The sequence below is a fragment of the Benzoatithermus flavus genome, assembly GCF_037908215.1.
In the GTDB taxonomy this organism is placed as follows: domain Bacteria; phylum Pseudomonadota; class Alphaproteobacteria; order Geminicoccales; family Geminicoccaceae; genus Benzoatithermus; species Benzoatithermus flavus.
The window spans coordinates 1-24,133 of the sequence record NZ_JBBLZC010000034.1; the positions used below are offsets into that span (position 1 = coordinate 1).

Annotated in this window: 20 protein-coding genes; 11 read left to right on the forward strand and 9 right to left on the reverse strand. The window is 70.6% G+C overall.

The window, feature by feature from the left end; all coding sequences use genetic code 11:
• Positions 1 to 327 precede the first annotated feature (327 nt).
• Together U1T56_RS21695 and U1T56_RS21700 are read left to right on the forward strand one after the other, a co-directional pair.
• The gene (locus U1T56_RS21695; RefSeq protein ID WP_418161598.1) at positions 328 to 1,092 is read left to right on the forward strand and encodes an SDR family oxidoreductase; all 765 of its coding nucleotides are present in this window, start codon (positions 328 to 330) and stop codon (positions 1,090 to 1,092) included.
• 316 nt (positions 1,093 to 1,408) lie between these two features.
• Positions 1,409 to 1,810 carry a GFA family protein gene (locus tag U1T56_RS21700; RefSeq protein ID WP_418161599.1) on the forward strand — a complete coding sequence of 134 codons (402 nt, stop codon included), beginning with the start codon at positions 1,409 to 1,411 and terminating at the stop codon, positions 1,808 to 1,810.
• A gap of 60 nt (positions 1,811 to 1,870) precedes the next feature.
• Here the strand turns inward: U1T56_RS21700 and U1T56_RS21705 are convergent, their stop codons facing one another.
• From U1T56_RS21705 to U1T56_RS21715, 3 genes are read right to left on the reverse strand one after another with little or no spacing between them, the layout of a single operon-like run.
• A complete protein-coding gene (locus U1T56_RS21705; RefSeq protein ID WP_418161600.1) occupies positions 1,871 to 2,521 on the reverse strand; it encodes a LutC/YkgG family protein in 651 nt (216 codons plus the stop codon).
• The gene (locus tag U1T56_RS21710; RefSeq protein WP_418161601.1) at positions 2,518 to 3,939 is read right to left on the reverse strand and encodes a lactate utilization protein B; all 1,422 of its coding nucleotides are present in this window, start codon (positions 3,937 to 3,939) and stop codon (positions 2,518 to 2,520) included. The genes U1T56_RS21705 and U1T56_RS21710 overlap by 4 nt, the downstream gene beginning before the upstream one ends.
• A 4-nt stretch (positions 3,940 to 3,943) precedes the next feature.
• Positions 3,944 to 4,711, reverse strand: a complete 768-nt coding sequence (locus tag U1T56_RS21715; RefSeq protein ID WP_418161602.1) for a (Fe-S)-binding protein — start codon at positions 4,709 to 4,711, stop codon at positions 3,944 to 3,946.
• Positions 4,712 to 4,908: 197 nt separating this feature from the next.
• Here U1T56_RS21715 and U1T56_RS21720 point away from each other — a divergent pair, with 197 nt between their 5' ends.
• Both U1T56_RS21720 and U1T56_RS21725 read left to right on the forward strand, forming a co-directional pair.
• On the forward strand, positions 4,909 to 5,388 hold the full coding sequence (locus U1T56_RS21720; protein WP_418161603.1) for a hypothetical protein: 480 nt from the start codon (positions 4,909 to 4,911) through the stop codon (positions 5,386 to 5,388).
• Positions 5,389 to 5,473: 85 nt separating this feature from the next.
• Entirely contained in the window at positions 5,474 to 6,952 is a 1,479-nt protein-coding gene (locus tag U1T56_RS21725) for a phospholipase D-like domain-containing protein (RefSeq protein ID WP_418161604.1), read from the forward strand.
• On the opposite strand, the gene U1T56_RS21730 is transcribed toward U1T56_RS21725, so the two are convergent.
• The 5 genes from U1T56_RS21730 to U1T56_RS21750 all read right to left on the reverse strand — a co-directional run bounded on the left by U1T56_RS21730 (position 6,939) and on the right by U1T56_RS21750 (position 12,069).
• Positions 6,939 to 7,772, reverse strand: coding sequence for a carbohydrate ABC transporter permease (locus tag U1T56_RS21730; protein WP_418161605.1), 834 nt, complete (start codon positions 7,770 to 7,772; stop codon positions 6,939 to 6,941). The two genes, U1T56_RS21725 and U1T56_RS21730, sit on opposite strands and share 14 nt — an antisense overlap.
• 4 nt (positions 7,773 to 7,776) lie before the next feature.
• The gene (locus U1T56_RS21735; RefSeq protein WP_418161606.1) at positions 7,777 to 8,715 is read right to left on the reverse strand and encodes a carbohydrate ABC transporter permease; all 939 of its coding nucleotides are present in this window, start codon (positions 8,713 to 8,715) and stop codon (positions 7,777 to 7,779) included.
• Positions 8,715 to 10,046 carry an ABC transporter substrate-binding protein gene (locus tag U1T56_RS21740; protein ID WP_418161607.1) on the reverse strand — a complete coding sequence of 444 codons (1,332 nt, stop codon included), beginning with the start codon at positions 10,044 to 10,046 and terminating at the stop codon, positions 8,715 to 8,717. The genes U1T56_RS21735 and U1T56_RS21740 overlap by 1 nt, the downstream gene beginning before the upstream one ends.
• Positions 10,047 to 10,234: 188 nt before the next feature.
• Positions 10,235 to 11,311, reverse strand: a complete 1,077-nt coding sequence (locus U1T56_RS21745) for a calcium-binding protein (RefSeq protein WP_418161608.1) — start codon at positions 11,309 to 11,311, stop codon at positions 10,235 to 10,237.
• Between the two features lie 362 nt (positions 11,312 to 11,673).
• Positions 11,674 to 12,069 carry a CHRD domain-containing protein gene (locus tag U1T56_RS21750; RefSeq protein ID WP_418161609.1) on the reverse strand — a complete coding sequence of 132 codons (396 nt, stop codon included), beginning with the start codon at positions 12,067 to 12,069 and terminating at the stop codon, positions 11,674 to 11,676.
• Positions 12,070 to 12,589: 520 nt separating this feature from the next.
• Between U1T56_RS21750 and U1T56_RS21755 the strand changes: the two genes are divergently transcribed.
• Positions 12,590 to 14,482, forward strand: a complete 1,893-nt coding sequence (locus tag U1T56_RS21755; RefSeq protein WP_418161610.1) for a DEAD/DEAH box helicase — start codon at positions 12,590 to 12,592, stop codon at positions 14,480 to 14,482.
• Positions 14,483 to 14,623: 141 nt separating this feature from the next.
• Here U1T56_RS21755 and U1T56_RS21760 read toward each other — a convergent pair whose 3' ends face one another.
• Entirely contained in the window at positions 14,624 to 15,391 is a 768-nt protein-coding gene (locus U1T56_RS21760) for a DeoR/GlpR family DNA-binding transcription regulator (RefSeq protein ID WP_418161611.1), read from the reverse strand.
• Between the two features lie 180 nt (positions 15,392 to 15,571).
• Here U1T56_RS21760 and U1T56_RS21765 point away from each other — a divergent pair, with 180 nt between their 5' ends.
• The 6 genes from U1T56_RS21765 to U1T56_RS21790 are packed head-to-tail and all read left to right on the forward strand — an operon-like array spanning position 15,572 to position 24,122.
• Positions 15,572 to 16,522, forward strand: coding sequence for an ABC transporter substrate-binding protein (locus U1T56_RS21765; RefSeq protein WP_418161612.1), 951 nt, complete (start codon positions 15,572 to 15,574; stop codon positions 16,520 to 16,522).
• Between the two features lie 23 nt (positions 16,523 to 16,545).
• Positions 16,546 to 17,571, forward strand: coding sequence for a quaternary amine ABC transporter ATP-binding protein (locus U1T56_RS21770; RefSeq protein WP_418161613.1), 1,026 nt, complete (start codon positions 16,546 to 16,548; stop codon positions 17,569 to 17,571).
• On the forward strand, positions 17,571 to 19,586 hold the full coding sequence (locus U1T56_RS21775; protein ID WP_418161614.1) for an ABC transporter permease: 2,016 nt from the start codon (positions 17,571 to 17,573) through the stop codon (positions 19,584 to 19,586). Before U1T56_RS21770 ends, U1T56_RS21775 begins: the two co-directional genes overlap by 1 nt.
• Positions 19,586 to 20,458, forward strand: coding sequence for a phosphotransferase (locus U1T56_RS21780; RefSeq protein WP_418161615.1), 873 nt, complete (start codon positions 19,586 to 19,588; stop codon positions 20,456 to 20,458). The genes U1T56_RS21775 and U1T56_RS21780 overlap by 1 nt, the downstream gene beginning before the upstream one ends.
• Positions 20,455 to 22,902, forward strand: coding sequence for a GcvT family protein (locus U1T56_RS21785; protein WP_418161616.1), 2,448 nt, complete (start codon positions 20,455 to 20,457; stop codon positions 22,900 to 22,902). The genes U1T56_RS21780 and U1T56_RS21785 overlap by 4 nt, the downstream gene beginning before the upstream one ends.
• Positions 22,899 to 24,122 (forward strand): NAD(P)/FAD-dependent oxidoreductase, encoded by a 1,224-nt coding sequence (locus tag U1T56_RS21790; RefSeq protein ID WP_418161617.1) that lies wholly within the window; start codon positions 22,899 to 22,901, stop codon positions 24,120 to 24,122. Before U1T56_RS21785 ends, U1T56_RS21790 begins: the two co-directional genes overlap by 4 nt.
• The last annotated feature ends 11 nt before the right edge of the window (positions 24,123 to 24,133 follow it).

The following is a 24,133-nucleotide window of genomic DNA, read 5'->3' on the forward strand; positions in this document are numbered from 1 at the left end:
GACCACCGCCCGGAGATCGACCGCCTGCTGATCGCTCGCCCCGAGCAGGGTCGAGAGGCGTACCAGCGTGTCGAGCCAGGGGATTTCGGGGACACCCTACGAAATCCGGTCAGACGCGGTCTGCGTTGCCCCGAGCGCCACGAGGAGGGTTAATTTCGTAGGGTGTCCCCGAAACTCGCGAGCGCCACGAAGAGGGTTAATTTCGTAGGGTGTCCCCGAAACTCGGGATCTGACCTCCTTTCCTTGACCCCTTTTCCCGAAAAATGGAAAAATAGGGTCTTACCCCTTTTCTTGCTGACCCTTTTCTCGTGGGCAAGGAAGCTGAAAATGGCAGGTATGTTAGCGGGCAAAGTCGCGCTGGTGACGGGTGGAAGCACGGGTATCGGCCAGGCTTCCGCACTCGCCTTAGGCCGAGAAGGCGCCCGGGTAGTCGTCTCGGATGTGAATGTGCAGGGGGGTGAAGAAACCGTACGCTTCATCCGGGAGGCTGGCGGTGAAGCAATCTTTGCCAAAGCCGACGTGTTGGTGGCAGCCGAGGTCGAGGCCATGGTCGACACAGCCGTCGCCACCTACGGCCGCCTCGACTGCGCCTTCAACAACGCCGGCATCGCCGGAGCTATCGGAGCTTCCACGCACGAATACCCTGACGACAGCTGGGATCGCGTGATCGGCATCAATCTCAAAGGGGTGTGGTTGTGCATGCGGTACGAGATCCCCCAGATGCTTCAGCAGGGTGGTGGCGCCATCGTCAACACGGCGTCGATATGGGGGGTGGTGGGTGCGCCCGGTGCCTCGGCCTACGTGGCGAGCAAGCACGGGGTTGTCGGCCTGACGCGCGCCGCCGCGTTGGAGTACGCGCAGCAGGGCATCCGGATCAACGCCGTCAATCCAGGCACCATACGCACCCCGATCCTGGATCCGTTCATCGCCGCGATCCCCGCGTTCGAATCGATGATGACGGCACGCCATCCCATCGGGCGGATTGGGAGACCGGAAGAGGTGGCCGAGGCGGTGGTGTGGCTGTGCTCCGATGCCGCCTCCTTCGTCGTTGGGCAGGCTCTGCCGGTGGACGGGGGTTATACTACCCAATGAGCCATGAGAGCCGTGCTTTCCTCGTCGGCCGACCCGGAAGGTGGGGCGCAGACAGCGCTTACCGAACCCGGGGAAAGGGGTTTCGGGAACAGCATACGAAATCGACCTCTCCACCCGGCATCGGCCGAGCCTCCCATGGGATAATGCAGCGCCTGCCGCTCGTTCTCCGGCTGCGCCCGGCCGGACGTGGCCCGCATGGCCGGTGCACCGCGAGGAAGGCCGATTGCGCGGGGTGTCTCCGAAACTCCGGGCAGTTGCCATGACGGTGCCGGTCATCGTAAACGTTCCGCCCGCTCGATTTTAGAGGAGCCGCAGCATGGACCGATTCACGGGCGGTTGTCTGTGCGGCAACGTCCGGATCGTCGCATCGGGACGCCCGTACCGGGTCGGCCTTTGTCACTGTCTCGACTGCCGCAAGCATCACGGGGCGCTTTTTCACGCTTCCGCGGTGTTCCCTCAGGATGCGGTGACGATCGAGGGCGAAACACGCGACTATGCCGGGCGGTTTTTCTGTCCCCGCTGCGGCTCGTCCGTGTTCGCACGCACCGCGGACGAAATCGAGGTGAACCTGGGCTCCCTGGATGCCCCCGACCAGCTGACGCCGACCTACGAAAGCTGGATCGTCCGTCGCGAGGCCTGGTTGCCGCCGTTTCCGCTCACGAGACGATACGACCGCGATCGTGACGCCACGAGCCGCTTCGAGGAGCAGGTCGCGTGAACGGTGAAGGCGCCGTCACGCGGTGACGGAGATGCGTGCCTTCATCTCGGAATGGCGTCGTCACCCGGCCACCAGCACGACGTGCAGAAAGCGCGGCCCGTGGGCGCCGCGGACGTAGCTGCCTTCGATGTCGGTGGTGCCGCTGATGCCGGTGATCAGGTTGACGTTGCGCGGCGCGGGCTCGCTCGCGGCGGCGGCGGCGTAATCCTCGAGGTAGGGCAGGATGCGGTCCGCCCGCAGCGCCACGACGTGGTGCAGCGGCAGGAAGTTGAACAGGATCGGCGTGTCGGGGCCGGAATGGAACACGAGCGAGCCGGTCTCGGCGATGCCGAAGCGGGCGAGGCCCACCCCCACCGCCTCGTCGGCCGACATGCTGCGGCGGATCTCGAGGCCGCGCCAGTCGAGGGCGAGCAGCTCGGGTGCGGGCTGGAGGGCCACGGCGGGCGGCAGGGCCTGGGCCGCGAGATAGCGCGCGACGGCGGCGGGCAGGGCGTCGAGCCGGTCGATGCGCTCCAGCGTGGCGTCGACCTTGGGCGAGACCACGCGCTCGGCGAAGGCCGCGACGGGATCGCCCGGCGGCAGCCGGGGGCGGATCGCGTCCGGATCGGCGAGGAGCGCCGCCGCCTCGGCGGCGATGGTGCCCGGGTCGGCGGGCGCTCCGCCGAGCGCGGCCCGGACCGCCTGCAGGATCGTGGCGCGCGCTTTCGTCATCGGCTCGTCTCCCGGCGGCGCTCGCGGTAGAGCTCCATGAAGGTTTTTCCGGCAGGGGCGGGGAAGTCGCGATGCGCGGTCCAGCCGCTCGCCAGCGGCAGCACGCGGATCCAGCCGCCGCGGCGGAACAGACGCAGGGCGCGCACGGCCCAGGCGGTCGCGAGGCGGTAGAGCCGGGGGCGCTGCGCCACGAACGCCCAGAGCCCGATCCCGGCCCGGGTCGCCGCGGGTTCGAGCCCTTCGCGCCAGCTCCGGTCGCGCCAGCCGCGCAGCAGGGTGGGAAGCGGGATCGCGACCGGGCAGACCTCCTCGCAGCGGCGGTTCATGGTGCAGGCGTGGGGCAGGTCGCGCGCTCTGGCGAGGCCGGTGAGGACGGGGGTGAGCACCGCCCCCATGGGGCCGGGATAGACCGAGCCGTAGGCGTGGCCGCCGATCTGGCGATAGACGACGCAGTGGTTCATGCAGGCTCCGCAGCGGATGCAGCGCAGCATCGCGCGTAGAGAGCGGTCGGCCAGCATCCGCGTGCGGCCGTTGTCGACGAGGACGATGTGCATCGCCTCGGGGCCGTCGGCGTCGCCCGCGCGCTTCGGGCCGCAGTGGAAGGTGGTGTATTGGGTGATGTCGGCCCCCGTGGCCGAGCGGACGAGCAGGCGCAGCATGGCGAAGGCGTGCGCGGTGGAGGGTACGAGCTTCTCGATGCCGGCGGTGACGATGTGGACGCGCGGCGGGGTGGTGGTGAGCTCGGCGTTGCCTTCGTTGGTGACGGTGCAGACCGCACCCGTATCGGCGATCAGGAAGTTGGCGCCCGAGATGCCGACCTCGGCGCCGAGGAACTTCGAGCGCAGCTCGTGGCGGGCGCTCTCGACCATGCCCGCGACGTCGTCGGGGCCGCCGATGGGCTCCCGGTGCGCCTTTTGGAACAGCGCCGCCACCTGCTCGCGCGTCCTGTGCATGGCGGGCCAGACGATGTGCGAGGGCGGATCGCCCGCGAGCTGGATGATGTGCTCGGCGAGATCGGTCTCGACCCGCTCGATGCCGGCCGCGGCCAGCGCGTGCGGCAGGCCGATCTCCTCGCCCAGCATCGACTTCACGCGGGTGACGCGTCTCGCACCGGCTTCCCGGCAGATCGCGAGCACGATGCGGCACGCCTCCTCGGCCGTGGCCGCCCAGTGGACGTGGGCGCCGGCGGCCACGGCGTTGCGCTCGAACGCGCATAAATAATGATCGAGGTGGGCGAGGACGTGGTCCTTGATCTTCCGCCCGCGCTCGCGCGCCGCAGCGAACTCGGGGAAGGCGGCGACGGCTTCGGCGCGCTTCCTCTCGGCCGTGCCGGTGGTGCGGCGGATCGCGAGTTCGAGGACGGGATCGGCGAGCGCTGCGGCCGCGTTCTCCTCGAAGCGCTCGGGAGCGAGCTGCATCGCCTCAGCCCTCCTCGCCGATGGCAGGGCCGTCGGCCATCCCGGCCAGGACCTCGATGGTGTGAAAGACGCGCACCGTCGAGCCGCGCCGGCTGAGCTTGCCCGCCATGTTCATGAGGCACCCCAGATCGCCCGCGAGCAGGAGGTCGGCGCCGGTCGCCTCGATCCGTTCCGCCTTCTCCTCGACGATGGCGTTCGAAATCGCGGGGTACTTGACGCAGAACGTGCCGCCGAAGCCGCAGCAGACCTCGCTGCCCTCGAGCTTCCTCATCTCGAGCCCGGCCACGGATGCCAGGAGCTTCCTGGGCTGGACGAAGACGCCGAGCTCGCGCAAGCCGGCACAGCTGTCGTGGTAGGTGGCGGTGGCGCGCAAGGAGCGGCCCTCGGGCCGCCAACCCATGACGTCGACGAGGAAGCTCGTGATCTCGAAGGTGCGCTCCCCCAGCGCCCGCGCGCGCGCCGCCCAGGCCGGATCGTCCGCGAGCCCGTCGGCATAGTGGCGGATCATGCCGGCGCACGAGCCCGAGGGCAGGACGAGGTAGTCGAAGGGCTCGCAGGCCTGGATCACCTGCCGGGCCAGTGCCAGGGCGTGGCGGCTGTCGCCGCTGTTCCAGGCGGGCTGGCCGCAGCAGGTCTGGGTCTCCGGCACCTCGACCGTGCAGCCGGCTTCCTCGAGGAGGCGGATGGCGGCGAAGCCGATCCTGGGGCGGATGGCGTCGACCAGACAGGTGACGAACAGGCCGACGCGCGGCTTCTCGGGTCTTTCGGACATGGGCCTGCTCCGGCTGCGTGGGCTCGAGGCGCGCCATTTAGGCGCGAGGCGGCGGCGGATGGAAGCCGTCTCGCTCGCCGGCGCTTCCGATGCCGCTCGGCACGGCCGCGGCGCGGAACCTGCGCCGCGGCCGTGCGTTGCATTGCAGCAAATCCCGAGCTGCCGTGCCCCGCGGCGCTCGAGCAGAGGAAGCGACCATGGTCGGAAGCGGAGCCGGATGGAGCGGCGGCGAGGCGGACGGAGGCGGCACGGCGCGGATCATCCCCTTCCTGCGCCAGCCGGAGAAAGGACCGCCCGCGGCCGCACGTCCGCAGCCGCGAGCGCTCCCGGCGGACGCCGCGATCGGCTGGATCGTCGGCGAGGCAGGCATCCGGCTCGCGGCGCTCGGGACCGCGAGCTTCCTGCGCAACGCGCAGATACTCCTCGCTCCCGCCGTGGTCGGCCCGGCCGAGCTCGCCCGGGTCGCGATGCAGCTCGCGGCCGATCAGCTGGAGGACGACCTCCTGCCGATGCTGACGGCGGGCTGCGGGTGCGGGCCGCGTGTCCTGCCGCCCGACCGTCTCGCCGCCCGCACGATGCGATGGCTGCATCTGTCGCGCTGCTGCCTGCAGCTCGCCTGCGGCGTGGCCTGGCCGACGCTCGCGGCAGCGGACCGGATGCGGGCGAGCGCCGCCTGAACGGCAGGGCGGCCTCATCCCCGGCTTGCAGGGGCACCGCTCCTGCGGCAGGAAGGAAAGGAAGGGCCAGAGAGCGAGCGCAGCCATGATCCCGAGCGGCCCGGAAGCGGTCCTCGCCCGGCCGCCCGCCGAGCCGGCCGAAGGCCACGACGCGATCCTCGACCGGGCGTTCTCGCGCGTGACCGGCAGCGAGCCGCTGGCCGGCAACGCCGTCCGCCTGCTCAAGGACGCGACCCAGAACTACCCGGCCTGGCTCGACGCCATCCGCCGGGCCGAGCGCACGATCCACTTCGAGAACTACATCGTCGCCGACGACGAGGTCGGCCGCACGTTCGCGGATGCCCTGATCGAGCGGGCGCGGCGCGGGGTCAAGGTGCGCTTCCTCTACGACTGGTGGGGCAGCCTCGGGAAGGCGTCGCGCGGCTACTGGGCGCGGTTGCGCGCGGCCGGGATCGAGGTCCGCTGTTTCAACCCGCCGCAATGGAGCTCGCCCGTCGCCTGCTTCCGGCGCGACCATCGCAAGGTGATGACGGTGGACGGCCGCCTCGCCTTCGTCTCGGGCTTGTGCCTCGCGCGCCCCTGGCTCGGCGACCCGCAAGGCGGCGTCCCGCCCTGGCGCGACACCGGCGTGGAGCTGCGGGGTCCGGTCGTGGCCGACGTCGATCAGGCCTTCGCCGAGAGCTGGCGCCTCTCGGGCGGCGCCATCTCGCCCGAGGAGCGGATCCTGCCCGAGGACCTGCCGGAGGCGGGCCCGATCCGGATGCGTGTCGTGCGCGGGCGGCCGGGCCAGCTCAGCACGTACCGGGTCGATCAGCTCGTCGCCGCCGCGGCCAGGCACACCTTGTGGCTCACGGACGCCTATTTCGTCGCCACCACGGCCTTCGTGCAGGTGCTGACCGAGGCGGCGCGCGACGGGGTGGACGTGCGCCTTCTGGTGCCGGGCTCGATCGACGTGCCGGGCGTGCAGACGCTCGTGCGCTCGAACTACCGGCCGCTGCTCGAGGCCGGGATCAGGATCTTCGAGTGGAACGGCTCGATGCTGCACGCGAAGAGCGCCGTGTGCGACGGGCGCTGGGCCCGGATCGGCTCGACCAACCTCAACCTCACGAGCTGGCTCACCAACTGGGAGCTCGACATCACGATCGAGGACGCGGGCTTCGCGCGGCTGATGGAGGCCACCTATCTCGAGGATCTCGGCAACGCCACCGAGGTGGTGCTCGACGAGCGGCGGCGCGTGCATCCGATGGGCGAGCCGCCGCGGCCGCCGCATGCGCCGCACGGGCAGCGCCACAAGGGCAGCGGCGGGCGGCTCGCGGCCGGCGCCATCGGCCTCGGCAGCACGGCGGGGGCGGCGATCACGGGCTCCAGGCCCTTGAGCGCCACCGAGAGCCGGGTGATCGCGAAGATCGGGGTCGTATTCCTGATGCTGGCCTGTTCGATCTTTCTCTTCCCGCGCGCCGTGGTGTTCCCGGTGGCGTTCGCCCTCGCCTGGCTCGGCTGGGGGCTGCTCTTGCGCGCCTGGCGGCTCGCCCGCGGCAGCCGGGGCGCCGTCAGCCCCCCTTGACCGCCCCGGCGGTGAGACCGGCGACGATCTGCTTCTGGGCGAGGACGGTGAGCAGCAGGACGGGCAGGGTGACGATCAGCGCCGCCGCCGAGAGCGGGCCCCAGCTCACCTGCTCGAAGGTCAAGGAGTTGTAGACCGCGACCGGCAGCGTGCGCGTGGTGCGGCCGGCGAGCACGATGCCGAACACGAACGTGTTCCAGGAGAAGATGAAGGCGAGCAGCAGCGCCACCGTGATGCCGGGGCGGGCGAGCGGCAGGGCGATCAGCCGGAACACCTGCCAGCGCGAAGCGCCGTCGATCCGCCCCGCCTCCTCGAGCTCGATCGGCAGCGCCTCGAAGAAGCTGATCATCACCCAGATCACGATCGGCACGGTGACGACGAGGTGCGTGACGATCTGCGGCCAGAGCGTGCCCAGGAGCCCCAGCCACTGGAACAGGAGGAAGAGCGGGATGAGATAGCTGAGCGCCGGGGTCATGCGCGCGATCATGACGACGACGGCGAGATGCGTCGCGCGCGCACGGGCGATGCCGTAGGCGGCGGGAACGCCCACGAGAAGGGCCACGAGCGTCGCCGTGCCGGTGACGATCAGGCTGTTCCAGAAATAGAGCCCGAACGAGCCTTCCGCGAGGACCTGGCGGTAGTTCTCCCAGGCGATGGTGGTCGGGATCAGGACGGGCGGGTAGCTCGTGTTGTCGATCTCGGGTTTGAGCGAGAGCGAGAGCATCCACAGGAAGAAGAGAAGCGCCGGCGAGACGATCACGGCGACCGCGAAGGCGAGCGCGGCCTTCCGTAAGACGATGCGCAGCTTCCCGCGGACCATGGGCTCAGGCCCCTCCGCTCAGGGTCCAGTTGGTGCGCGCCCGCACCCAGATCAGGGCGAGCGAGAGCGCCACCACGAGGACGAAGAAGGCGACGGCCAGGGCCGAGCCGTAGCCGATGTCGTAGAACGAGAAGGCCTGGGTGAAGAGGTAGAGGTTGATGGTCTCCGAAGCGGTGCCGGGGCCGCCTTGCGTGATGGCGAAGATGATGTCGAAGCTCTTCACGGCGTCGATCGTGCGGATGATGACCGCCACCATGAGGAAAGGGGCGATCAGCGGCAGGGTGATGTGGCGGAACTTCTGGAGCGCGTTGGCGCCGTCGAGCTCCGCACTCTCGTAGGGCTCGCTCGGCAGCGCCGCGAGCCCGCCGAGCACGATCAGCATCACGAGCGGCGTCCACTGCCAGGTCTCGACCAGGACCAGCGAGGGGATGACGGTCGCGGGATCGAACACCCAGAGCTGCGGCGGCAGGCCCACGAGCGAGAGGAGATAGTTCAGGACGCCGAGCTGCGGGTGGAACATCATCGTCCAGACGAGAGCGATCGCGACCGGGGTCGCCATCATCGGCATGACGACGATGCCGCGCAGGAAACCGCGCAGAGGGAAGCGCTCGTCGAAGACGAGGGCGGAAAGCGTGCCGAGGACGAGCGGCAGGAGGACGGCCAGGAAGGTGTAGAGGAGCGTGTGCCAGACCGCCGCGCCGAAGCGGGCATCCGTGAGCAGCCGCGCATAGTTGGCGAGGCCCACGAAGCGGCGCTCGCCGCCGACCTGCCAGGCCTGCAGGCTCATCCAGCCCGTGAACGCCCAGGGAAAGACGATGACGGCGGTCACGAGCAGCACGGCCGGCAGGATGAAGGGCAGGTAAGGATGGCGGTCCCGGAAGCCCGGGGCCGTGCCCGCGAGCACACCCCGCCGGAAGACCGCCCGCCCCGGCACCGCCGCCATCAGCCGGCCTCGCTCTTGGCGAGGATCGGCTGGAACTGCTCGGTCGCCCGCTCGAGCTCGGTCGCGGGATCGGCGCCGCCGATCATGTTGGTGAGCGCGATGCCGAAGATGTCGCGGAACTCGGTCACCGGCACCACGACCGGCAAGCCGAGCCTGCTGACCTTGGCCGAACCCGCCACGGCGTCGATCCATTCGGCCGGCATCTTGACGCCTTTGCGCACCTCGGGATCGTCGATGACGGATTTCCGGAACGGCACGCCGGAGCCGGTCTGGAGCAGATCGGCCTGAAGGGTCTTCGAGACCGCCCACTGGCAGAAGAGAAAGGCCGCCTCCTTGTTCCGGCTCGCGGCCGCCACGCCGATGCCGTCGCCGAACGTGGCCGAGGCCTGCGCCACCGGGCCTTTCGGCACGATGCCGTAGCCGACCTTGCCCACCACGCGCGACTTCTTCGGGTCTTCGAGCGGCGGGGCGAAGCCGACGCCATCCAGCCACATGCCGATCCTGCCCTGGAGGAAGGCGGACTGGCACTCGTTCCAGTTGAAGCCCGCCACGCCGGGCGGGGCCGATCTGGTGAGAAGACGCTGGTAGAGCCTGGCCGCCTCGATGGCGCCGGGGCTGGCGGTCTGGAGCCTGCCGTCGGCCGTGACGGGCTCGACACCGTAGCCCAGAAGGAAGCTGGTCCAGACCGGGACGTTGGCGTTCTTCATCCCGCGCGCCGTGAAGCCGTAGATGCCGGCATCGGGATCGGTGAGCTTCTCGGCCGCGGCGACGAGCTCGTCGAAGGTGGCGGGATAGGCGAGCCCCTTCTTCTCGAACAGCTCCTTGTTCCAGTAGACGATCCAGTAATCGACGCTGAGCGGCAGGCTGTGCAGCTTTCCGTCCGGGGCGGTGGCGTAAGCGAGGCCCGCGGCCGAGAAGTCGCTCGTGTCGAGAGCGGGATCGGCGAGGCTCGGATCGGCGAGGTAGGGGCCGAGATCGGCGAGCCAGTTGCCCTTCTCGAACAGCCGCTTCTGCACGTGGTAGCTCAGATGCACGACGTCGAAGCTCGGCCGGCCGCTCGAGAGCTCGACCACGGCCTTCTGCCGCTGCTGCTGCTCGGGGATCTGCTCGAGCCCGACCGTGATGCCGGTAAGATCCTCGAACTCCTTCAGGTGCCGCTGCAACACCTCGCCGCGCGGGCTCTTCACCAGATTCACCTCGATCGAGGCGCCCTCGAACTTCCGCCAGTCGGGTGCCGCCCGTGCCGGCCGGGCGAGCGCCGCCGCCGAGACCATCGCGGTGGTGCCGGCCAGCACCGAGCGCCGGGTCCAGCCGTCGGAGAATCGCGTCATCGATCCATGCTCCCTGATCTCCTGCGGTCCGGAAGCTAAGGGATGACGCGACGCCTGTAAATTTGCCGGACGACATCGACGGCGCCTTTGCCGGGCATTCCCGGAGGCAGGCAGCACCCCGCCGGCACGGCCGGTGGACCACGCGAGCGCCGTCGCGCGCGTCGGCGGCAGTGGTCCGGGGGTGCGGCTCAGGTGAAGATGAAGTCGCGCTGGCTCAGATCGGCGGCGTTGAAGTCGGCGAGCAGGATCTGGTTGCCATCGCCGGTGTCGATCAGGGCGCCGTCGCTCTCCTGGGTGATGGTCAGGCCCTCGAAGGTGCGGTGATTGCCGAAGGCGTCGGGGGCGATGACCAGCTTGTCCTCGTGATGGAAGTCCTGGACGAGGTCGTGGCCGAAATTGCCGTCGAAGACGAAGGAGTCGCGGCCGAGGCCGCCGTAGTAGAGGTCGTTGCCCTGCTCGCCGACCAGGATGTCGTTGCCGTCGCCGCCGCGCAGCATGTCCTCGCCCGGACCGCCGTGCAGCTCGTCGTTGCCGGCGCCACCGAAGGCGTAGTCGTTGCCGCCCTCGCCGAAGAACCAGTCGTCGCCCTCGGTGCTGAGGAAGTTCTCGTCGCGGACCGGAGCGAACTGGTCACCGCCGTGCAGGATGAAGTTGCTCTCGCCGAGCGGCACCCAGCCCTGCAGCGTGATCACCATCTCCGAGCCGGCCGCCCAGCTCGTGTTGACGTTGACGTGGGTGAGGCCGTCGGCCGTGTACTCGACGGCGACCTGCCCGAGGCCGGTGAAGCTGGTCTGGCCGATGAAGACGAAGTCCTGGCCGGTGCCGGTCCGGACGTTGCTGAGGTCGATCTGGTCCTGGCTCGGGTCGAAGTCCTGGATGAAGTCGCCGCCCGTGGCCGGGCTGTCCTTGATGCTCTGGTAGACGAACACGTCGGCTCCGTCGCCGCCGATCAGCGTGTCGGCCCCGACGCCGCCGTCCAGCGTGTCGTTGCCGGCACCACCGTCGAGCCAGTCCCGGCCGTAGAGGCCGATCAGGATGTCGCGCGAGCCGTCCTCGCCGCCGACCAGGACGTCGTTGCCCTGGTCGCTGCGCAGGCAGTCGGCGCCGGTGCCGCCGTTGAGGAGGTCGTTGCCGAAGCTGCCACGGATGGTGTCGCTGCCGTTGTCGCCCCACAGCAGGTCGTTGCCGTAGTCGCCATAGATCTGATCCGCGCCGAACGTGCCGACGATGTCGTCGTCGCCGGTGGTGCCAAGGAAAAGCGCCATGTTCCCCTCTCAATCAGAAGACGAACACTCCGGACGGCCTCGCGCCTAGACACGCAGGTTGGAGGTCCTCTTGTGACCAAGGATTTGAGCATCGACCCGACCGGCCGACACTTAAAATGTTATTCACGAAGTCTTTTTTCGTATCGGGTTTCAGAGGCGCCATGGTTGATCAACCTGAGAATTCTGGACCGCCATGCGAAATCAACTCTTCTTCTGGATCTTCCGATGAAGCCCGGGTCCGTGCGCGGCCGCGCTCGCGGGGGACAGGCGACGGCCGCCCGCTCGGTCCGGCGCAGGGTGGAGACGTTGCTTTCGTAGGATGTCCCCGCAGCTCGAAGCTCCTGCCCGGAGACGCTCGGGCTTCAGAAGAGCTGGCCGCGCACGGCCCCTCCGGGGAAGTTGCGAGTATGGACGTTGACGTAGAACGCGGTCGGCGTGCTGCGGATGGCGCCGAGCATCACGGCCGAGCCCGTGACACAGCCCGAGGCGCTGCCGGGATTGCCCGAGGTCGGCGGCAGGAAGGGCACCACGACGTCGCCTTCGGTGCCGGCGACGCCCCGATGGACATGGAATTCGGTCGGCGTGTCGATGCCGCTGACCAGAACCGAGTAGCAGACCGTGCTCCTGCCGACGAGGAGCAGCGAGGCGACGCCGGAGCCGTTGGGGGCACCGGCCCCTGCCGGCACCTCGTTGCCGCCGCTCAGCACCGCGAAGAACTGCACGGCGGCCTGTGCCGCCGCCTCGGAAGAGGCGCCCATGGACAAGCCAGTCAGAATCGCCGAAGTCACGACAAGTCTTCGGAGGATCATTTCATTCTCCTAGAGGATTGCGCCGGCAGCTATACAGCGCAACCGATATCGTGCCGATGGAACCGTAACGATTCATTGTAGCATCATGAATATCCGTTCGTTTATTAATTAATGGGATGATCGAGATGAAACTTCCATCACTTGCTCGAACATTCATTCGATATCTGATGGCGATTTCGGGAGAATCCCTGCGGAATCGGCCCTCTTCCGTCCCACCGGCCAGGCTGCGCGCGCGCTCCCGACACCGGGCCGTCGTACCGCGCGGGCAGATCTTCGACCCTCGTGCCGGATTCGTTCCCATGCCTGCGCCTCATCGCCGGGGTCTTGCGGCCGCGCACTGGGAATAACGGCTTGACAGGCTAGGATCACAACATATGGTGAAATAATTATCCACAGGCCCAAGATACTGGTCGAGGTGGCGTCGCATGGCGAATGCCGAACCCGACGGAGCGGCGAGGGGCGGCAGGCCGTGAGGCTGCGCCGCCACCAGGAGGAGATCGACCGGTTGTGCCGGGCGATCGCGGCCGGGGCGGCGGGTGTGACCGACATCCTGGCGGCGGTGACGCCGGGCGGGGGCAAGTCGGCGCTGCCGGTGATCGCGGCGGCACGGCTCTTGAGCGTGGTGCCGCCCGGGCGAAAGACGCCACTGGTCGAGCGGATCTGCTGGGTGGTGCCGCGCGACACGCTGCGCCGGCAGGCCGAGGAGGCGTTCGTCGATCCGGCCTGGCGGCGCTTTCTCGGGCACGGCCATGCCGTGCGCGCGGCCGACAACGGGCCGGACCCGTGCCGCGGCCTCGCCGGTTACGTCACCACCTACCAGGCGATCGCGGCCGCACCCGACCTCCACCTCGCCGAGTTCAACCGCCACCGCTATCTCTTGTGCATCGACGAGCTGCACCACCTGCCGGGTCTCAGCGAGCTCGACGCGGCGGCGGCCGCGGCCGAGGACACGGCCTGGTCGCGCGCGCTCCTGCCGCTGCTCGAGACCGCCGGCCTCCGACTCCTCATGACCGGCACGCTCGAGCGTTGCGACCGGCGGCCGATCCTGTGGCTCACCTACCGGGCGGATCGCTGGGCGCGGCGGCAGCGGCGGGTCGATCTCACGGCACCGGGCTGGGCCGTGGTCGGCTACAGCCGGAAGGCGGCGCTGGCCGAGCAGGCGATCGTCCCGATCCGCTTCGGCGCGCTCGACGGCAAGGCGGAGTGGCTGTTCCGCGGCGACCGCTGCGAGGCCGATTCGTTCGGCGCGGCCGGCGAGCGGCTGCGGCCGATGCTGTTCACGGCGCTGCGCACGGGCTACGCCAAGGATCTCCTGCGCCGCGCGTTCCAGGACTGCCGCGAGCATCGTGCCCGCCGGCGCGCGGCGCTGGGCCTCGCACCCCGCGAGACGGCGCGGGGGCTGGGCAAGCTCCTGGTCGTGGCGCCCGATCAGGTGACGGCGAGAGCCTATACCGAGCTCCTGCGGCTGTGGCTGCCGGGCGACGCGGTGGCGCTCGCGATCTCGGAGGAGCGGGACGCGGTCGAGCGCATCGCGCGCTTTCGCCTGCGGCCGCAGCCTTCGGTGCTGGTGACCGTGGGCATGGCCTACGAGGGCATGGACGCGCCCGAGATCAGCCACGTCGCCTGCCTGACCCAGATCCGCTCGACCCCCTGGCTCGAGCAGATGGTGGCGCGCGCGACGCGCTTCGATCCGCACGGCGGCGCCTACGAGGAGCAGCGGGCGGTGATCTATCATCCCGACGATCCTCTGTTCCGGCTGTTCCGGCGCGCCATCGAGAGCGATCAGGCCGGGCGGGCCAGGGCGCGGCCGACGCCCGGGCAGGACGAGCTGCCGTTTTCCGGCATCCACGCCGAGGACGATCCGTTCCGGTCCCCGCCTCTGGAGCCGCTCCGCTCCGAGGCGACCGAGCTCGTGTTCCAGACCGTGCATCCGCGGGATCGCGCGCACGCGGGCCGGGCGGGCGAGGCGGCGGGGGATCTCCCCGAGACGCCGAGCCAGGCCGAGCAGCGGCTGCGCCGGCAGGTGGGGCTGCTCGTGGCGGCGCAGGTGATCGAGGACGTCGAGGCCGGGCTGATCGGCCAGCCCTGGGGCTATCACGCCTACAACGCCGTTCTGAAGCGCGTGCTCGGCAAGCCGCGTGCCGCCATGAGCCTCGCCGAGCTCGAGGCCATGATCGGCTGGCTCGAGCGCAACCGGGTGAGCGAGCATCTGCACCTGATCCGGGACGATCCGCGCTACCAGTGGACCGCCCGCGAGCGCCGCCGGTCGGCCGTGCGAGCGTCGGCCCGACCGGGGGCCGGGCGCGGAAGGCGTGTCCCGTTCCTGCCGTCCGGGCTCGGGGCGGGGCCGGCTCGGGAGTGACCACCGGGCGATCCGCCGATCGGCCGGCGATCCCGCGTCAGCTCTCCGCAGCCAGCTTCCGGCGCGTCCTGGCCGGCCGAGGCGCCGGGCGCGCCTGACGGGCCGCGTGCTCGCGGCGCACGGCCGCGGGTACCGGGTGCTTCAGCCCGCGGGCCAGAGCAGCTCGACGCCGGCCTCGCTCAATCGGGCGGCGAGCTCGGCCGGCGGCGGCGCCTCGGTGACGACGGTGCCGATCTCGCCCGCGGCGCACACCCACACGGGCGCGCGCCGGCCGAACTTGCTGGTGTCGGCGACGACGAGACGAGCACGCGCGTGCGTCAGCATGGTGCGGGCGATGCGCGCCTCGTCGAGGTCGAAGTCCATGAGCCCGGCTTCGGGGTCGATGGCGGCGATCGAGAGGATGGCGAGATCGGCCCGGAACTGGTCGAGGAAGGCCACGGCCTCGGGGCCCACGGCCGCGGCGAGGTCGGCGCGCAGCTCGCCGCCGGCGAGGAAGACGCGGTTGCCGTTGCGGCCGACCAGGCGGCGCGCGATCTCGAGCGAGTTGGTGATCACGGTGAGGTCGCGCCGGCGCCGGCTCAGGGCCTCCGCGGTGTAGGCGGTGGTCGAGCCCGTGTCGATCATGACGGTCTGGCCGTCCTGCACGCGCTCGGCCGCGAGCTCGCCGATCATGCGCTTGGCGGCGGCGCGCTCGGCCAGCCGGCGGTGGAAGGGAGGCTCGCTGCGCGCCGCCGCCCAGGCGATGCCGCCGTGCGTGCGGGTGAGGAGGCCATCCGCGACCAGGGGCTTCACCTGACGGCGGATCGTCTCGTCCGACACCGCGAGCCGGCGGGCGAGGGCGGCGATCCGGACCGCCCCTTCGTTGCGCACCGCCTCGATGATCGCCGCCTGCAGCCTGGTCGGATGCACGCCCGTCAACTCCTTGCCCGAGATGTGGCAAGCTTGTGGGATCGGACCTCGAAGCGCAACAAATTTGCGGGTTTCCTGTTGACCTTTGCCCGGTTCGGGATGAAGAATGCCCGATCATCAGGGAGAAGCAGAAGCGGCGCGCCACGTGCCGGCGAGCCGCCGAACGGGGAGGCTCGGACGATGGGAACCCTGAAGCGCGCCGTCCTGGGCGGCCTGCTCGCGGCGGGCCTCGCCACCGCCGGGGCCGAGGCCGCCGTCGAATCGCAGGACCCGATCAAGCTCACGCTCCACGACTGGACCGGCCAGCTCCTGAGTGCCCGGATCATGGGCGAGGTCCTGAAGCGGGCCGGCTACAACGTCGAGTACGTCCAGGCCGACTATCTCGCCCAGTTCGCCGGCCTCAAGACCGGCGACCTCCACGTCGGCATGGAGATCTGGGCCACCACCGGCCGCGACGCCATGAACGAGGCCACCGCCACCGGCCAGGTCGAGAACCTGGGCGAGACCGGGATGCAGGCGATCGAGGAGTGGTGGTACCCGGCCTACATGAAGGAGAAGTGCCCGGGTCTGCCGGACTGGCAGGCGCTCAACGCCTGTGCCGCAGCGTTCGCGACGCCCGAGACCGCCCCCAAGGGCCGCTATCTCGGCGGGCCGGTCACCTGGGGCGGACACGACGAGGAGCGGGTCGAGGCCTTGGGCCTCGACTACGAGGTCGTCCACGCCGGTACCGACGCGGCCCTGTTCGCCGAGCTCGAGAGCGCCTACCAGCGCAAGGCGCCGATCCTCCTTTGGATCTATGCGCCGCATTGGGCGCCCATCAAGTACCAGGGCGAGTGGGTGCGGTTCCCGGCCTACGAGCCCGCCTGCTACCAAGATCCGGCCTGGGGCACGAATCCCGATCTCGCCTTCGACTGCGGCAAGCCGCGCGGTCCGATCTGGAAGGTCGCCTGGGCCGGCCTCAAGGACAAGTGGCCCGGCGCCTACAAGGCGATCAAGAACTTCCAGATCACGAACGAGGAGATGGGCGGCCTGATCGCGCGGGTCGACCTCGACGGCGAGAAGCTCGAGGCCGTGGTCGACGACTGGCTCGCGAAGAACGAGACGCGTTGGAAGGCCTGGCTCGGCCAGTAGGTCGACGGGAAAGGAGCCCCGCCTTGGCCGAGCCAGCGCTCGCCTGCCGCCACGTCTGGAAGCTCTTCGGTCACGGCGCCGAGAGCTTCCTCGCACGCGAAGGTGCCGCCGCCGATCCCGCCGCCATCGCCGCCGCCGGCCTGGTCCCGGCCGTGGTCGACGTCGGGCTCGAGGTCGAAAAGGGCGAGATCTTCGTCATCATGGGCCTCTCGGGCTCGGGCAAGTCGACGCTGGTGCGCTGCCTCTCGCGCCTGGTCGAGCCCACCGCGGGCGAGATCCTGTTCGAGGGCCGGGATCTCTTGCGCGCGTCCGAGCGCGAGATGATCGCCATCCGCCGGCACAGGATGGGCATGGTGTTCCAGCACTTCGCGCTGCTTCCGCACCTCACCGTCTTGGGCAACGTGGCCTTCCCGCTCGCGGTTCAGGGTGTGGACCGGCGCACCCGCGAGGAGCGGGCGCGCGAGATGATCCGGCTCGTGGGCCTGCAGGGCCGCGAGGACCATTTCCCGCGCGAGCTCTCGGGCGGGCAGCAGCAGCGGGTCGGCATCGCGCGCTCGCTCGCCGTCGGCCCCGAACTCTGGTTCCTGGACGAGCCCTTCTCCGCCCTCGATCCCCTGATCCGGCGCGAGATGCAGGACGAGTTCCTGCGCCTTCAGGCCGTGCTGAAGAAGACGATCGTCTTCATCACCCACGATTTCGCCGAGGCCGTGCGCCTCGCCGACCGGATCGCCATCATGCGCGACGGCCGCATCGTCCAGACCGGCACACCCGAGGAGCTGGTCCTGGCCCCGGCCGACCCTTACGTCGCCGCCTTCACCCGCGAGGCGCCACGGGCGCGGATCCTGACCGTGCGCAGCGTCATGCGGCCGGTGAACGGTCGTGCCGGCGATTTCGCCGGCGAGGTTTCGCCGAAAGCCAGGATCGCGGACGTCGCCGCCGCCGTGGAGGCGGCCGGCCGGCCGTTCGCGGTGGTCGAGGACGGGACGCTCCTCGGCGTGCTCGACCGCGAGGCGGTCGTCGCGGTCCTGGTCGGGCGGGAGCCGCGGTGATGGCGACCGCCGCCGCCGGTGCCGCCGCCCCGAACATCCGCCTGCCCCGGGCGGCCGGCATCCTGCTGTGGCCCGCGGCGCTCGCGGTCTCGCTCGCGTTCTACCTCGCGCCGGCGAGCGCCCTGCCGCGCTGGGCCGTGCGCTTCCCGCGCGACTGGCAGCCGCCGCTGGCGGCGGACGTCTCGGCCGCCATGGCCTGGCTCGTCGGCCCCGAGGCGCGGCTCGGGCCGCTCGCCTTCAAGGATCTCACGCGCGGCCTCGCCTGGCTCCTGGACTGGCCGCTCGCGCTCGCCAAGGCCGTGCTCGTGAACGGCTTCGTGGCGGGGCAGGGCGCGGAGGCGGTGCAGCTCGCCCCGCCCTTGCCGTGGCTTTCGGTCCTGCTGCTGACGACGGCGCTCGGTGCTTACGCCGGCGGGCCCGGGCTCGCGGCCCTGGTCGGCGGCTGCTTTCTTTATCTCGCCGTATTCGGCCAATGGGCCAGCGCCATGACCACGCTCGCCTCGATCGTGGTCGCCGTGCCGCTCGGGGCCGCGGGCGGGCTCCTCCTCGGCATCGCCGGCTACCGCTCGCGCGCGTTCGAGCGGGCGATGACGCCGGTGCTCGACCTGATGCAGACGGTCCCGATCTTCGCCTATCTCGTGCCGATCCTGTTCCTGTTCGGCTTCGGGCCGGTGGCGGCGATGATCGCCACCGTCCTCTACGCGATCCCGCCCATGATCCGGGTCACGATCCTCGCCCTTCGCGCCGTGCCGGAGGAGGTGGTGTCGTTCGGCCGGATGGCGGGCTGCACGCGCGGCCAGCTCACCTGGCGGGTGCTCGTGCCGGTGGCGCGTCCCGGCCTGATGCTGGGCGTGAACCAAGTCATCATGCTCTCGCTCAACATGGTGATCGTCGCCTCGATGATCGGGGCCGGAGGTCTCGGCTTCGACGTGCTGTCGGCGCTGCGGCGGCTCGACATCGGCCACGGCCTCGAGGCCGGGCTCGCCATCACGCTCCTTGCGATCGCGCTCGACCGGCTGTCGCAGGCGCTGGCGGCGCAGGCGGCGACACCGCGGCGCCACGAGGGGGACCGGCGCCACGCCGGCCGCCGGCTCGCCGGTGCGGCAGCCGCGGCCCTTCTGCTCTGGGGCCTCGCCCATCCCCTGCCGGCGCTCGCCACCTATCCCGCGGCCTGGCAGGTCTCGACCGCGCCGTTCTGGGACGCGCTGGTCCGCTGGCTGAACCTCCACCTGTTCGACGATCTCGAGGCGTTCAAGACGGTGGCGCTGCTCAACCTGCTGGTTCCGGTGAAGCGCTTCCTCCTCGCCCAGCCCTGGCCCTGGATGCTCCTGCTCTTGAGCGTCGCCGGCTGGCGTCTCGGCGGCTGGCGCCTCGCCGTCACGGTCGCGACCCTCGCCTGCTTCGTGGCCCTCGCCGGCCAGTGGGAGAACGCGATGATCACGGTCTATCTCTGCGGCGTGTCGGTCGTGATCGCGGCCCTGATCGGCATTCCGGCCGGCATCGCCGGTGCGCTGCGCCCCCGTTTCTGGCGCGTGCTCGAGGCCGTGACCGACCTGCTCCAGACCCTGCCGAGCTTCGTCTACCTGATCCCGGTCGTGATGCTGTTCCGGGTCGGCGACTTCACCGCCATGATCGCGATCGTCCTCTACGCGGTGGCACCCGCGCTCCGCTACACGGCGCACGGGCTGCGCCACGTGCCGCCGCCGCTGGTCGAGGCCGGCATCGCCAACGGCTGCACGAAGCGCCAGCTCCTGACCCGCATCCGCCTGCCGCTCGCGCTCCCGGAGATCCTGCTCGGCCTCAACCAGACCATCATGCTCGCGGTCTCGATGCTGGTGATCACGGCTCTCGTCGGCACCCGCGATCTCGGCCAGGAGGTCTACATGGCGCTCGCCAAGGCCGATGTCGGCCGCGGCGTGATCGCGGGCCTTTGCGTCGCCGCGGTCGCGATGATCGCCGACCGGCTGCTCGCCGCCGGCACCTTGCGGCTGCGCCGTCGGCTGGGGCTCGCCTGATGGACCGGAAAGCGCGCGTCGCCGCCCTGCCGCTGTGGCGGGGGCCCGTGGACCCGCAGCCTTTGGGCGGCGGCATCACCAACACGAACTTCCTGGTCGAGGACGGCGGCCGCCGCTTCGTCGTCCGGGTCGGCGACGACATCCCGCACCACGGCGTCATGCGCTTCAACGAGCTCGCCGCGAGCCGGGCCGCGTTCGCAGCCGGCGTCTCGCCCGCCGTGGTCCATGCCGAGCCCGGCATCCTCGTCCTCGCGCACATCGACGGGCGGACCCTGACGCCTGAGGACGTGCGCCGCGACCTCGCGCGCGTCCTGGAGCTGGTGCGGCGCGCGCATCGCGAGATCCAGCGCCACCTGCGCGGGCCGGCGCTCGTGTTCTGGGTCTTCCATGTGCTGCGCGACTACGCCCACACGCTGCGGGAAGGCGGCTTCCGCCTCGCCCATCGGCTGCCGGACTGGCTCGCCACGGCCGAGCGCCTCGAGGCGGCGGTGGGGCCGGTCGAGCTCGTCTACGGCCACAACGATCTCCTCGCCGCCAACCTGATCGACGACGGCAGCCGGCTCTGGCTGATCGACTGGGACTATGGCGGCTTCAACAGTCCTCTGTTCGACCTCGGCGGCCTCGCCTCCAACAACGAACTCGACGAAGCGCAGCGCTCGTGGTTGCTCGAGGCCTATTTCGACCGGCCCGTCACGGACGAGCTGCGCCGCCGCGCCCAGGCCATGCTCGTGGCCTCGCTCCTGCGCGAGGCGATGTGGAGCATGGTCTCGGAGCTCCACGCCACGCTTGCGTTCGATTTCGCCGCCTACACGGCCGAGAACCTCGCCCGCTTCGAGCGAGCACTCGCCACCTTCGACGAGATGGACCTTTGATGCAGGACCTTCCCAGCTCCGCCCGCGTCGTCATCATCGGCGGCGGTATCGTCGGCTGCTCCGTGGCCTATCATCTCGGCAAGATGGGCTGGACCGACGTGCTGCTGCTCGAACGGCACCGGCTCTCGGCCGGCTCCACCTGGCACGCGGCCGGCCTCGTCGGGCAGCTCCGTACCAGCGCCAACATCACCCAGCTCCTCGGCTACTCGGTCGCGCTCTACGAGCGGCTCGAGGCCGAGACCGGTCTCGCCACCGGCTGGAAGCGTAACGGCGGCCTGCGGCTCGCCTGCAATCCCGACCGCTGGATCGAGGTGCGCCGGCAGGCGACGACGGCGAAAAGCTTCGGCCTCGAGATGCACCTTCTGACCCCGAAGGAGGCGCAGGAGCTGTGGCCGCTCATGACGGTCGACGACGTGGTGGGTGCCGCCTTCCTGCCGACCGACGGCCAGGCGAACCCCTCCGACATCACCCAAGCACTCGCCAAGGGCGCGCGCGCTGCAGGTGTCACGATCGTGGAGGAGGTGAAGGTCACCGGGATTTCGGTCGAGCACGGGCGGGTGCGCGCCGTCACGACCGACCGCGGTGCCGTCGCCTGCGAGCGCCTCGTGCTCTGCGGCGGCATGTGGTCGCGCGCACTCGGCCGGCTCGCCGGCGTCAACATTCCCCTCGTTCCGGTCAGGCACCAGTACGTGATCACCGAGCGGATCGAGGGGGTGACGCCGAACCTGCCCACCCTGCGCGATCCCGACCGGCTCACCTACTGGAAGGAGGAGGTGGGCGGGCTCGTGATGGGCGGCTACGAGCCGAACCCGATCCCCTGGGCCGAGGACGGCATCCCCGAGGGCTTCGAGTTCGCGCTGCTCGACGAGGACTGGGACCATTTCGAGCCGATCATGCGCCTCGCCCTCGGCCGCGTGCCGGCGCTCGAGCGGGCCGGGATCAAGCGGATGATCAACGGCCCCGAGAGCTTCACGCCGGACGGCAATTTCATCCTGGGCGAAGCGCCCGAGGTCAGGAACTTCTTCGTCGGCTGCGGCTTCAACGCGTTCGGCATCGCATCCGCCGGCGGGGCCGGGATGGCGCTCGCCGAATGGGTCGCGCGCGGCGAGCCGCCGTTCGATCTCTGGCCGGTCGACATCCGCCGCTTCGGCCGCAACCACCTGGACGAGGGCTGGGTCCGCGCCCGCACGCTCGAGGCCTATGCCAAACACTACACCCTGGCCTGGCCGGGCGAGGAACACCGCTCCGGCCGTCCGCTGCGGCGTTCGCCGCTCTACGACCGGCTGCGGGCGCAAGGGGCGGTGTTCGGCGAGAAGCTCGGCTGGGAGCGGCCGAACTGGTTCGCACGGCCCGGCGAGGAGGCCGCCGACCGCTATTCCTTCGCGCGGCCCAACTGGTTCGAGGCGGTCGGCCGCGAGCACGCGGCCTGCCGCGAGCGGGTGGCGCTGTTCGACCAGTCCTCGTTCGCGAAGTTCCTCGTGGTCGGTCGCGACGCCGAGAAGGCCCTCTCCTGGCTCTGCGCCAACGACGTCGCGAAGCCGCCGGGCCGGCTCACCTACACCCAGATGCTGAACCGGAAGGGCGGCATCGAGTGCGACCTCACCGTGGCGCGGCTGGCGCCGGACCGCTTCTATCTCGTCACCGGCACCGGCTTCGCCACCCACGATGCCGACTGGATCGCCCGCAACATTCCCGCAGGGCTCGACGCGCACCTGGTCGAGGTGACCTCGGCCCATGCGACCTTGAGCCTGTTCGGGCCGCGCGCGCGCGACGTGCTGGCGGTCTGCTCGCGCGACGATCTCGCGAATGCCGCCTTCCCGTTCGGAACCTGCCGCACGATCACCGTGGCGGGTGCGCCGGTGCTAGCGCTGCGCGTCACCTATGTCGGTGAGCTCGGCTGGGAGCTGCATCTGCCGACCGAGTTCGCGGCCACCGTCTACGACGCGCTGATGGCGGCCGGCCGGGCGCACGGCATCGCCAATGCCGGCTATCGGGCGATCGAATCGCTGCGGCTCGAGAAGGGCTACCGTGCGTGGGGCTCGGACATCGGCCCCGACCACAGCCCGCTCGTGGCGGGCCTCGGCTGGGCGGTGAAGCTCGGCAAGGACACGCCCTTCCTGGGCCGCGACGCGCTGCTCGAGCAGAAACGCCGGCCGCTGCCGCGTCTCTTCGCGGGCTTCATGGTCGAGGACCCGAACGTGGTCCTGCTCGGCCGCGAGACCATCTACCGCGACGGCCGCCGCTGCGGCTGGCTCACGAGCGGCGGCTTCGGCTACACGCTGGGCAAGCCCTTGGGCTACGGCTATGTCCGCGACCCGGCCGGCGTCGATCCGGCCTACGTCATGGCCGGCAGCTACGAGCTCGAGGTCGCGGGCTTCCGGGTGCCGGCCACCCCGTTCCTCGAGCCGCCCTACGATCCCAAGCTGACCCGGGTGAAGGCATGATGGACCAGGCACGCATCGTCATCATCGGCGGCGGGGCGATCGGGGCCGGCGTGGCCTTCCAGCTCGCGGAAGCCGGGGTCGCGGACGTCCTCGTGCTGGAGAAGGAGCCGGCGCTGTGCACGGTGACGAGCCCCCAGGCCGCGGGCCTGGTCGGGCAGGTGCGCAGCTCGCCCGAGCGCACGCGGCTCGCCATGTGGTCGGTCGCGACCTTCTCGCGCCTCGAGCGCGAGGCCGAGGTGAAGCCGGGCTGGCGCCAGACCGGAAGCCTGCGCCTCGCCCAGACCGAGGAGCGCGTGGCGGAATTCCGCCGCCTGATGGCGGTGGCGGACGCGGCCGGGCTCGAGACCGAGCTTCTGGACGCGGCGGCCGCGCAGCGGCTCTGGCCGGGCCTCGACTTCGCGGCGGCGAAGGCGATCTTGTGGTGCCCGAGCGACGGCTATCTCCAGCCGGCCGACCTCGTCGCCGCCTACCAGCACGCGGCGCGGGCGAAGGGTGTCCGCTTTCGCACGAATGCCCGTGTGGAAGCGATCAGGCTCGAGCGCGGGCGGGTCGCCGCGGTGCGCACGCAGGAGGGCGAGATCGCCTGCGAGACCGTGATCGCCGCGGCCGGCGCGCACGGCTACCATATCGGCCGCCTGGTCGGGCTGGAGCTGCCGGTCTTTCCCGTCCGCCACCATTACGTGATCACGACGCCCACCGACTGGATCCGGCCCGAGATGCCGGTCCTGCGCCTGCCCGACGCCACGCTCTACGCCCGCGCCGACGTCAACGCGCTGCTGCTCGGCGGCTGGGAGCCGGCAGCGCTCTCGCTCGATCCGCGCCGCTACGGGCTCGCCGATCCTCTGCCGCCGATCGAGGAGGACTGGCCGGTGCTCGCCAGCTTCATGGAGCAGTTCCGCCCCTTCGGCGGCGCTCTCGCCGACCAGCCCGTCCGGCACGTGTTCACGGGCTGGCCCACCTTCACCCCCGACGGCCGGTTCATCGTCGGCGAGAGCCGGCGCGTGCCGGGCTTCGTCTGTGCCATCGGCTGCAACGCGCACGGCGTTTCGGGCTCGGCCGGGATCGGCCGGCACGTGGTGGAAGCGCTGCTCGAGCCCGAGCCGTCGCCTTACGTGCGCAGCCTGTCGCCGGACCGGTTCACCGAGGCCGCATGGGACTGGCCCGCCGCCGAGCGGCAGGCCCGGCACGTGCTCGAGACCTACTACCATATCGGCCATTGAAGGGGAGGGGC

Excerpts from the sequence above, each read along its gene's own strand:
- U1T56_RS21695 (WP_418161598.1), top strand. The coding sequence starts at position 328 with ATGGCAGGTATGTTAGCGGGCAAAGTCGCGCTGGTGACGGGTGGAAGC.
- U1T56_RS21700 (WP_418161599.1), top strand. The coding sequence starts at position 1,409 with ATGGACCGATTCACGGGCGGTTGTCTGTGCGGCAACGTCCGGATCGTC.
- U1T56_RS21705 (WP_418161600.1), bottom strand. The coding sequence starts at position 2,521 with ATGACGAAAGCGCGCGCCACGATCCTGCAGGCGGTCCGGGCCGCGCTC.
- U1T56_RS21710 (WP_418161601.1), bottom strand. The coding sequence starts at position 3,939 with ATGCAGCTCGCTCCCGAGCGCTTCGAGGAGAACGCGGCCGCAGCGCTC.
- U1T56_RS21715 (WP_418161602.1), bottom strand. The coding sequence starts at position 4,711 with ATGTCCGAAAGACCCGAGAAGCCGCGCGTCGGCCTGTTCGTCACCTGT.
- U1T56_RS21720 (WP_418161603.1), top strand. The coding sequence starts at position 4,909 with ATGGTCGGAAGCGGAGCCGGATGGAGCGGCGGCGAGGCGGACGGAGGC.
- U1T56_RS21725 (WP_418161604.1), top strand. The coding sequence starts at position 5,474 with ATGATCCCGAGCGGCCCGGAAGCGGTCCTCGCCCGGCCGCCCGCCGAG.
- U1T56_RS21730 (WP_418161605.1), bottom strand. The coding sequence starts at position 7,772 with ATGGTCCGCGGGAAGCTGCGCATCGTCTTACGGAAGGCCGCGCTCGCC.
- U1T56_RS21735 (WP_418161606.1), bottom strand. The coding sequence starts at position 8,715 with ATGGCGGCGGTGCCGGGGCGGGCGGTCTTCCGGCGGGGTGTGCTCGCG.
- U1T56_RS21740 (WP_418161607.1), bottom strand. The coding sequence starts at position 10,046 with ATGACGCGATTCTCCGACGGCTGGACCCGGCGCTCGGTGCTGGCCGGC.
- U1T56_RS21745 (WP_418161608.1), bottom strand. The coding sequence starts at position 11,311 with ATGGCGCTTTTCCTTGGCACCACCGGCGACGACGACATCGTCGGCACG.
- U1T56_RS21750 (WP_418161609.1), bottom strand. The coding sequence starts at position 12,069 with ATGGGCGCCTCTTCCGAGGCGGCGGCACAGGCCGCCGTGCAGTTCTTC.
- U1T56_RS21765 (WP_418161612.1), top strand. The coding sequence starts at position 15,572 with ATGGGAACCCTGAAGCGCGCCGTCCTGGGCGGCCTGCTCGCGGCGGGC.
- U1T56_RS21775 (WP_418161614.1), top strand. The coding sequence starts at position 17,571 with ATGGCGACCGCCGCCGCCGGTGCCGCCGCCCCGAACATCCGCCTGCCC.
- U1T56_RS21780 (WP_418161615.1), top strand. The coding sequence starts at position 19,586 with ATGGACCGGAAAGCGCGCGTCGCCGCCCTGCCGCTGTGGCGGGGGCCC.
- U1T56_RS21790 (WP_418161617.1), top strand. The coding sequence starts at position 22,899 with ATGATGGACCAGGCACGCATCGTCATCATCGGCGGCGGGGCGATCGGG.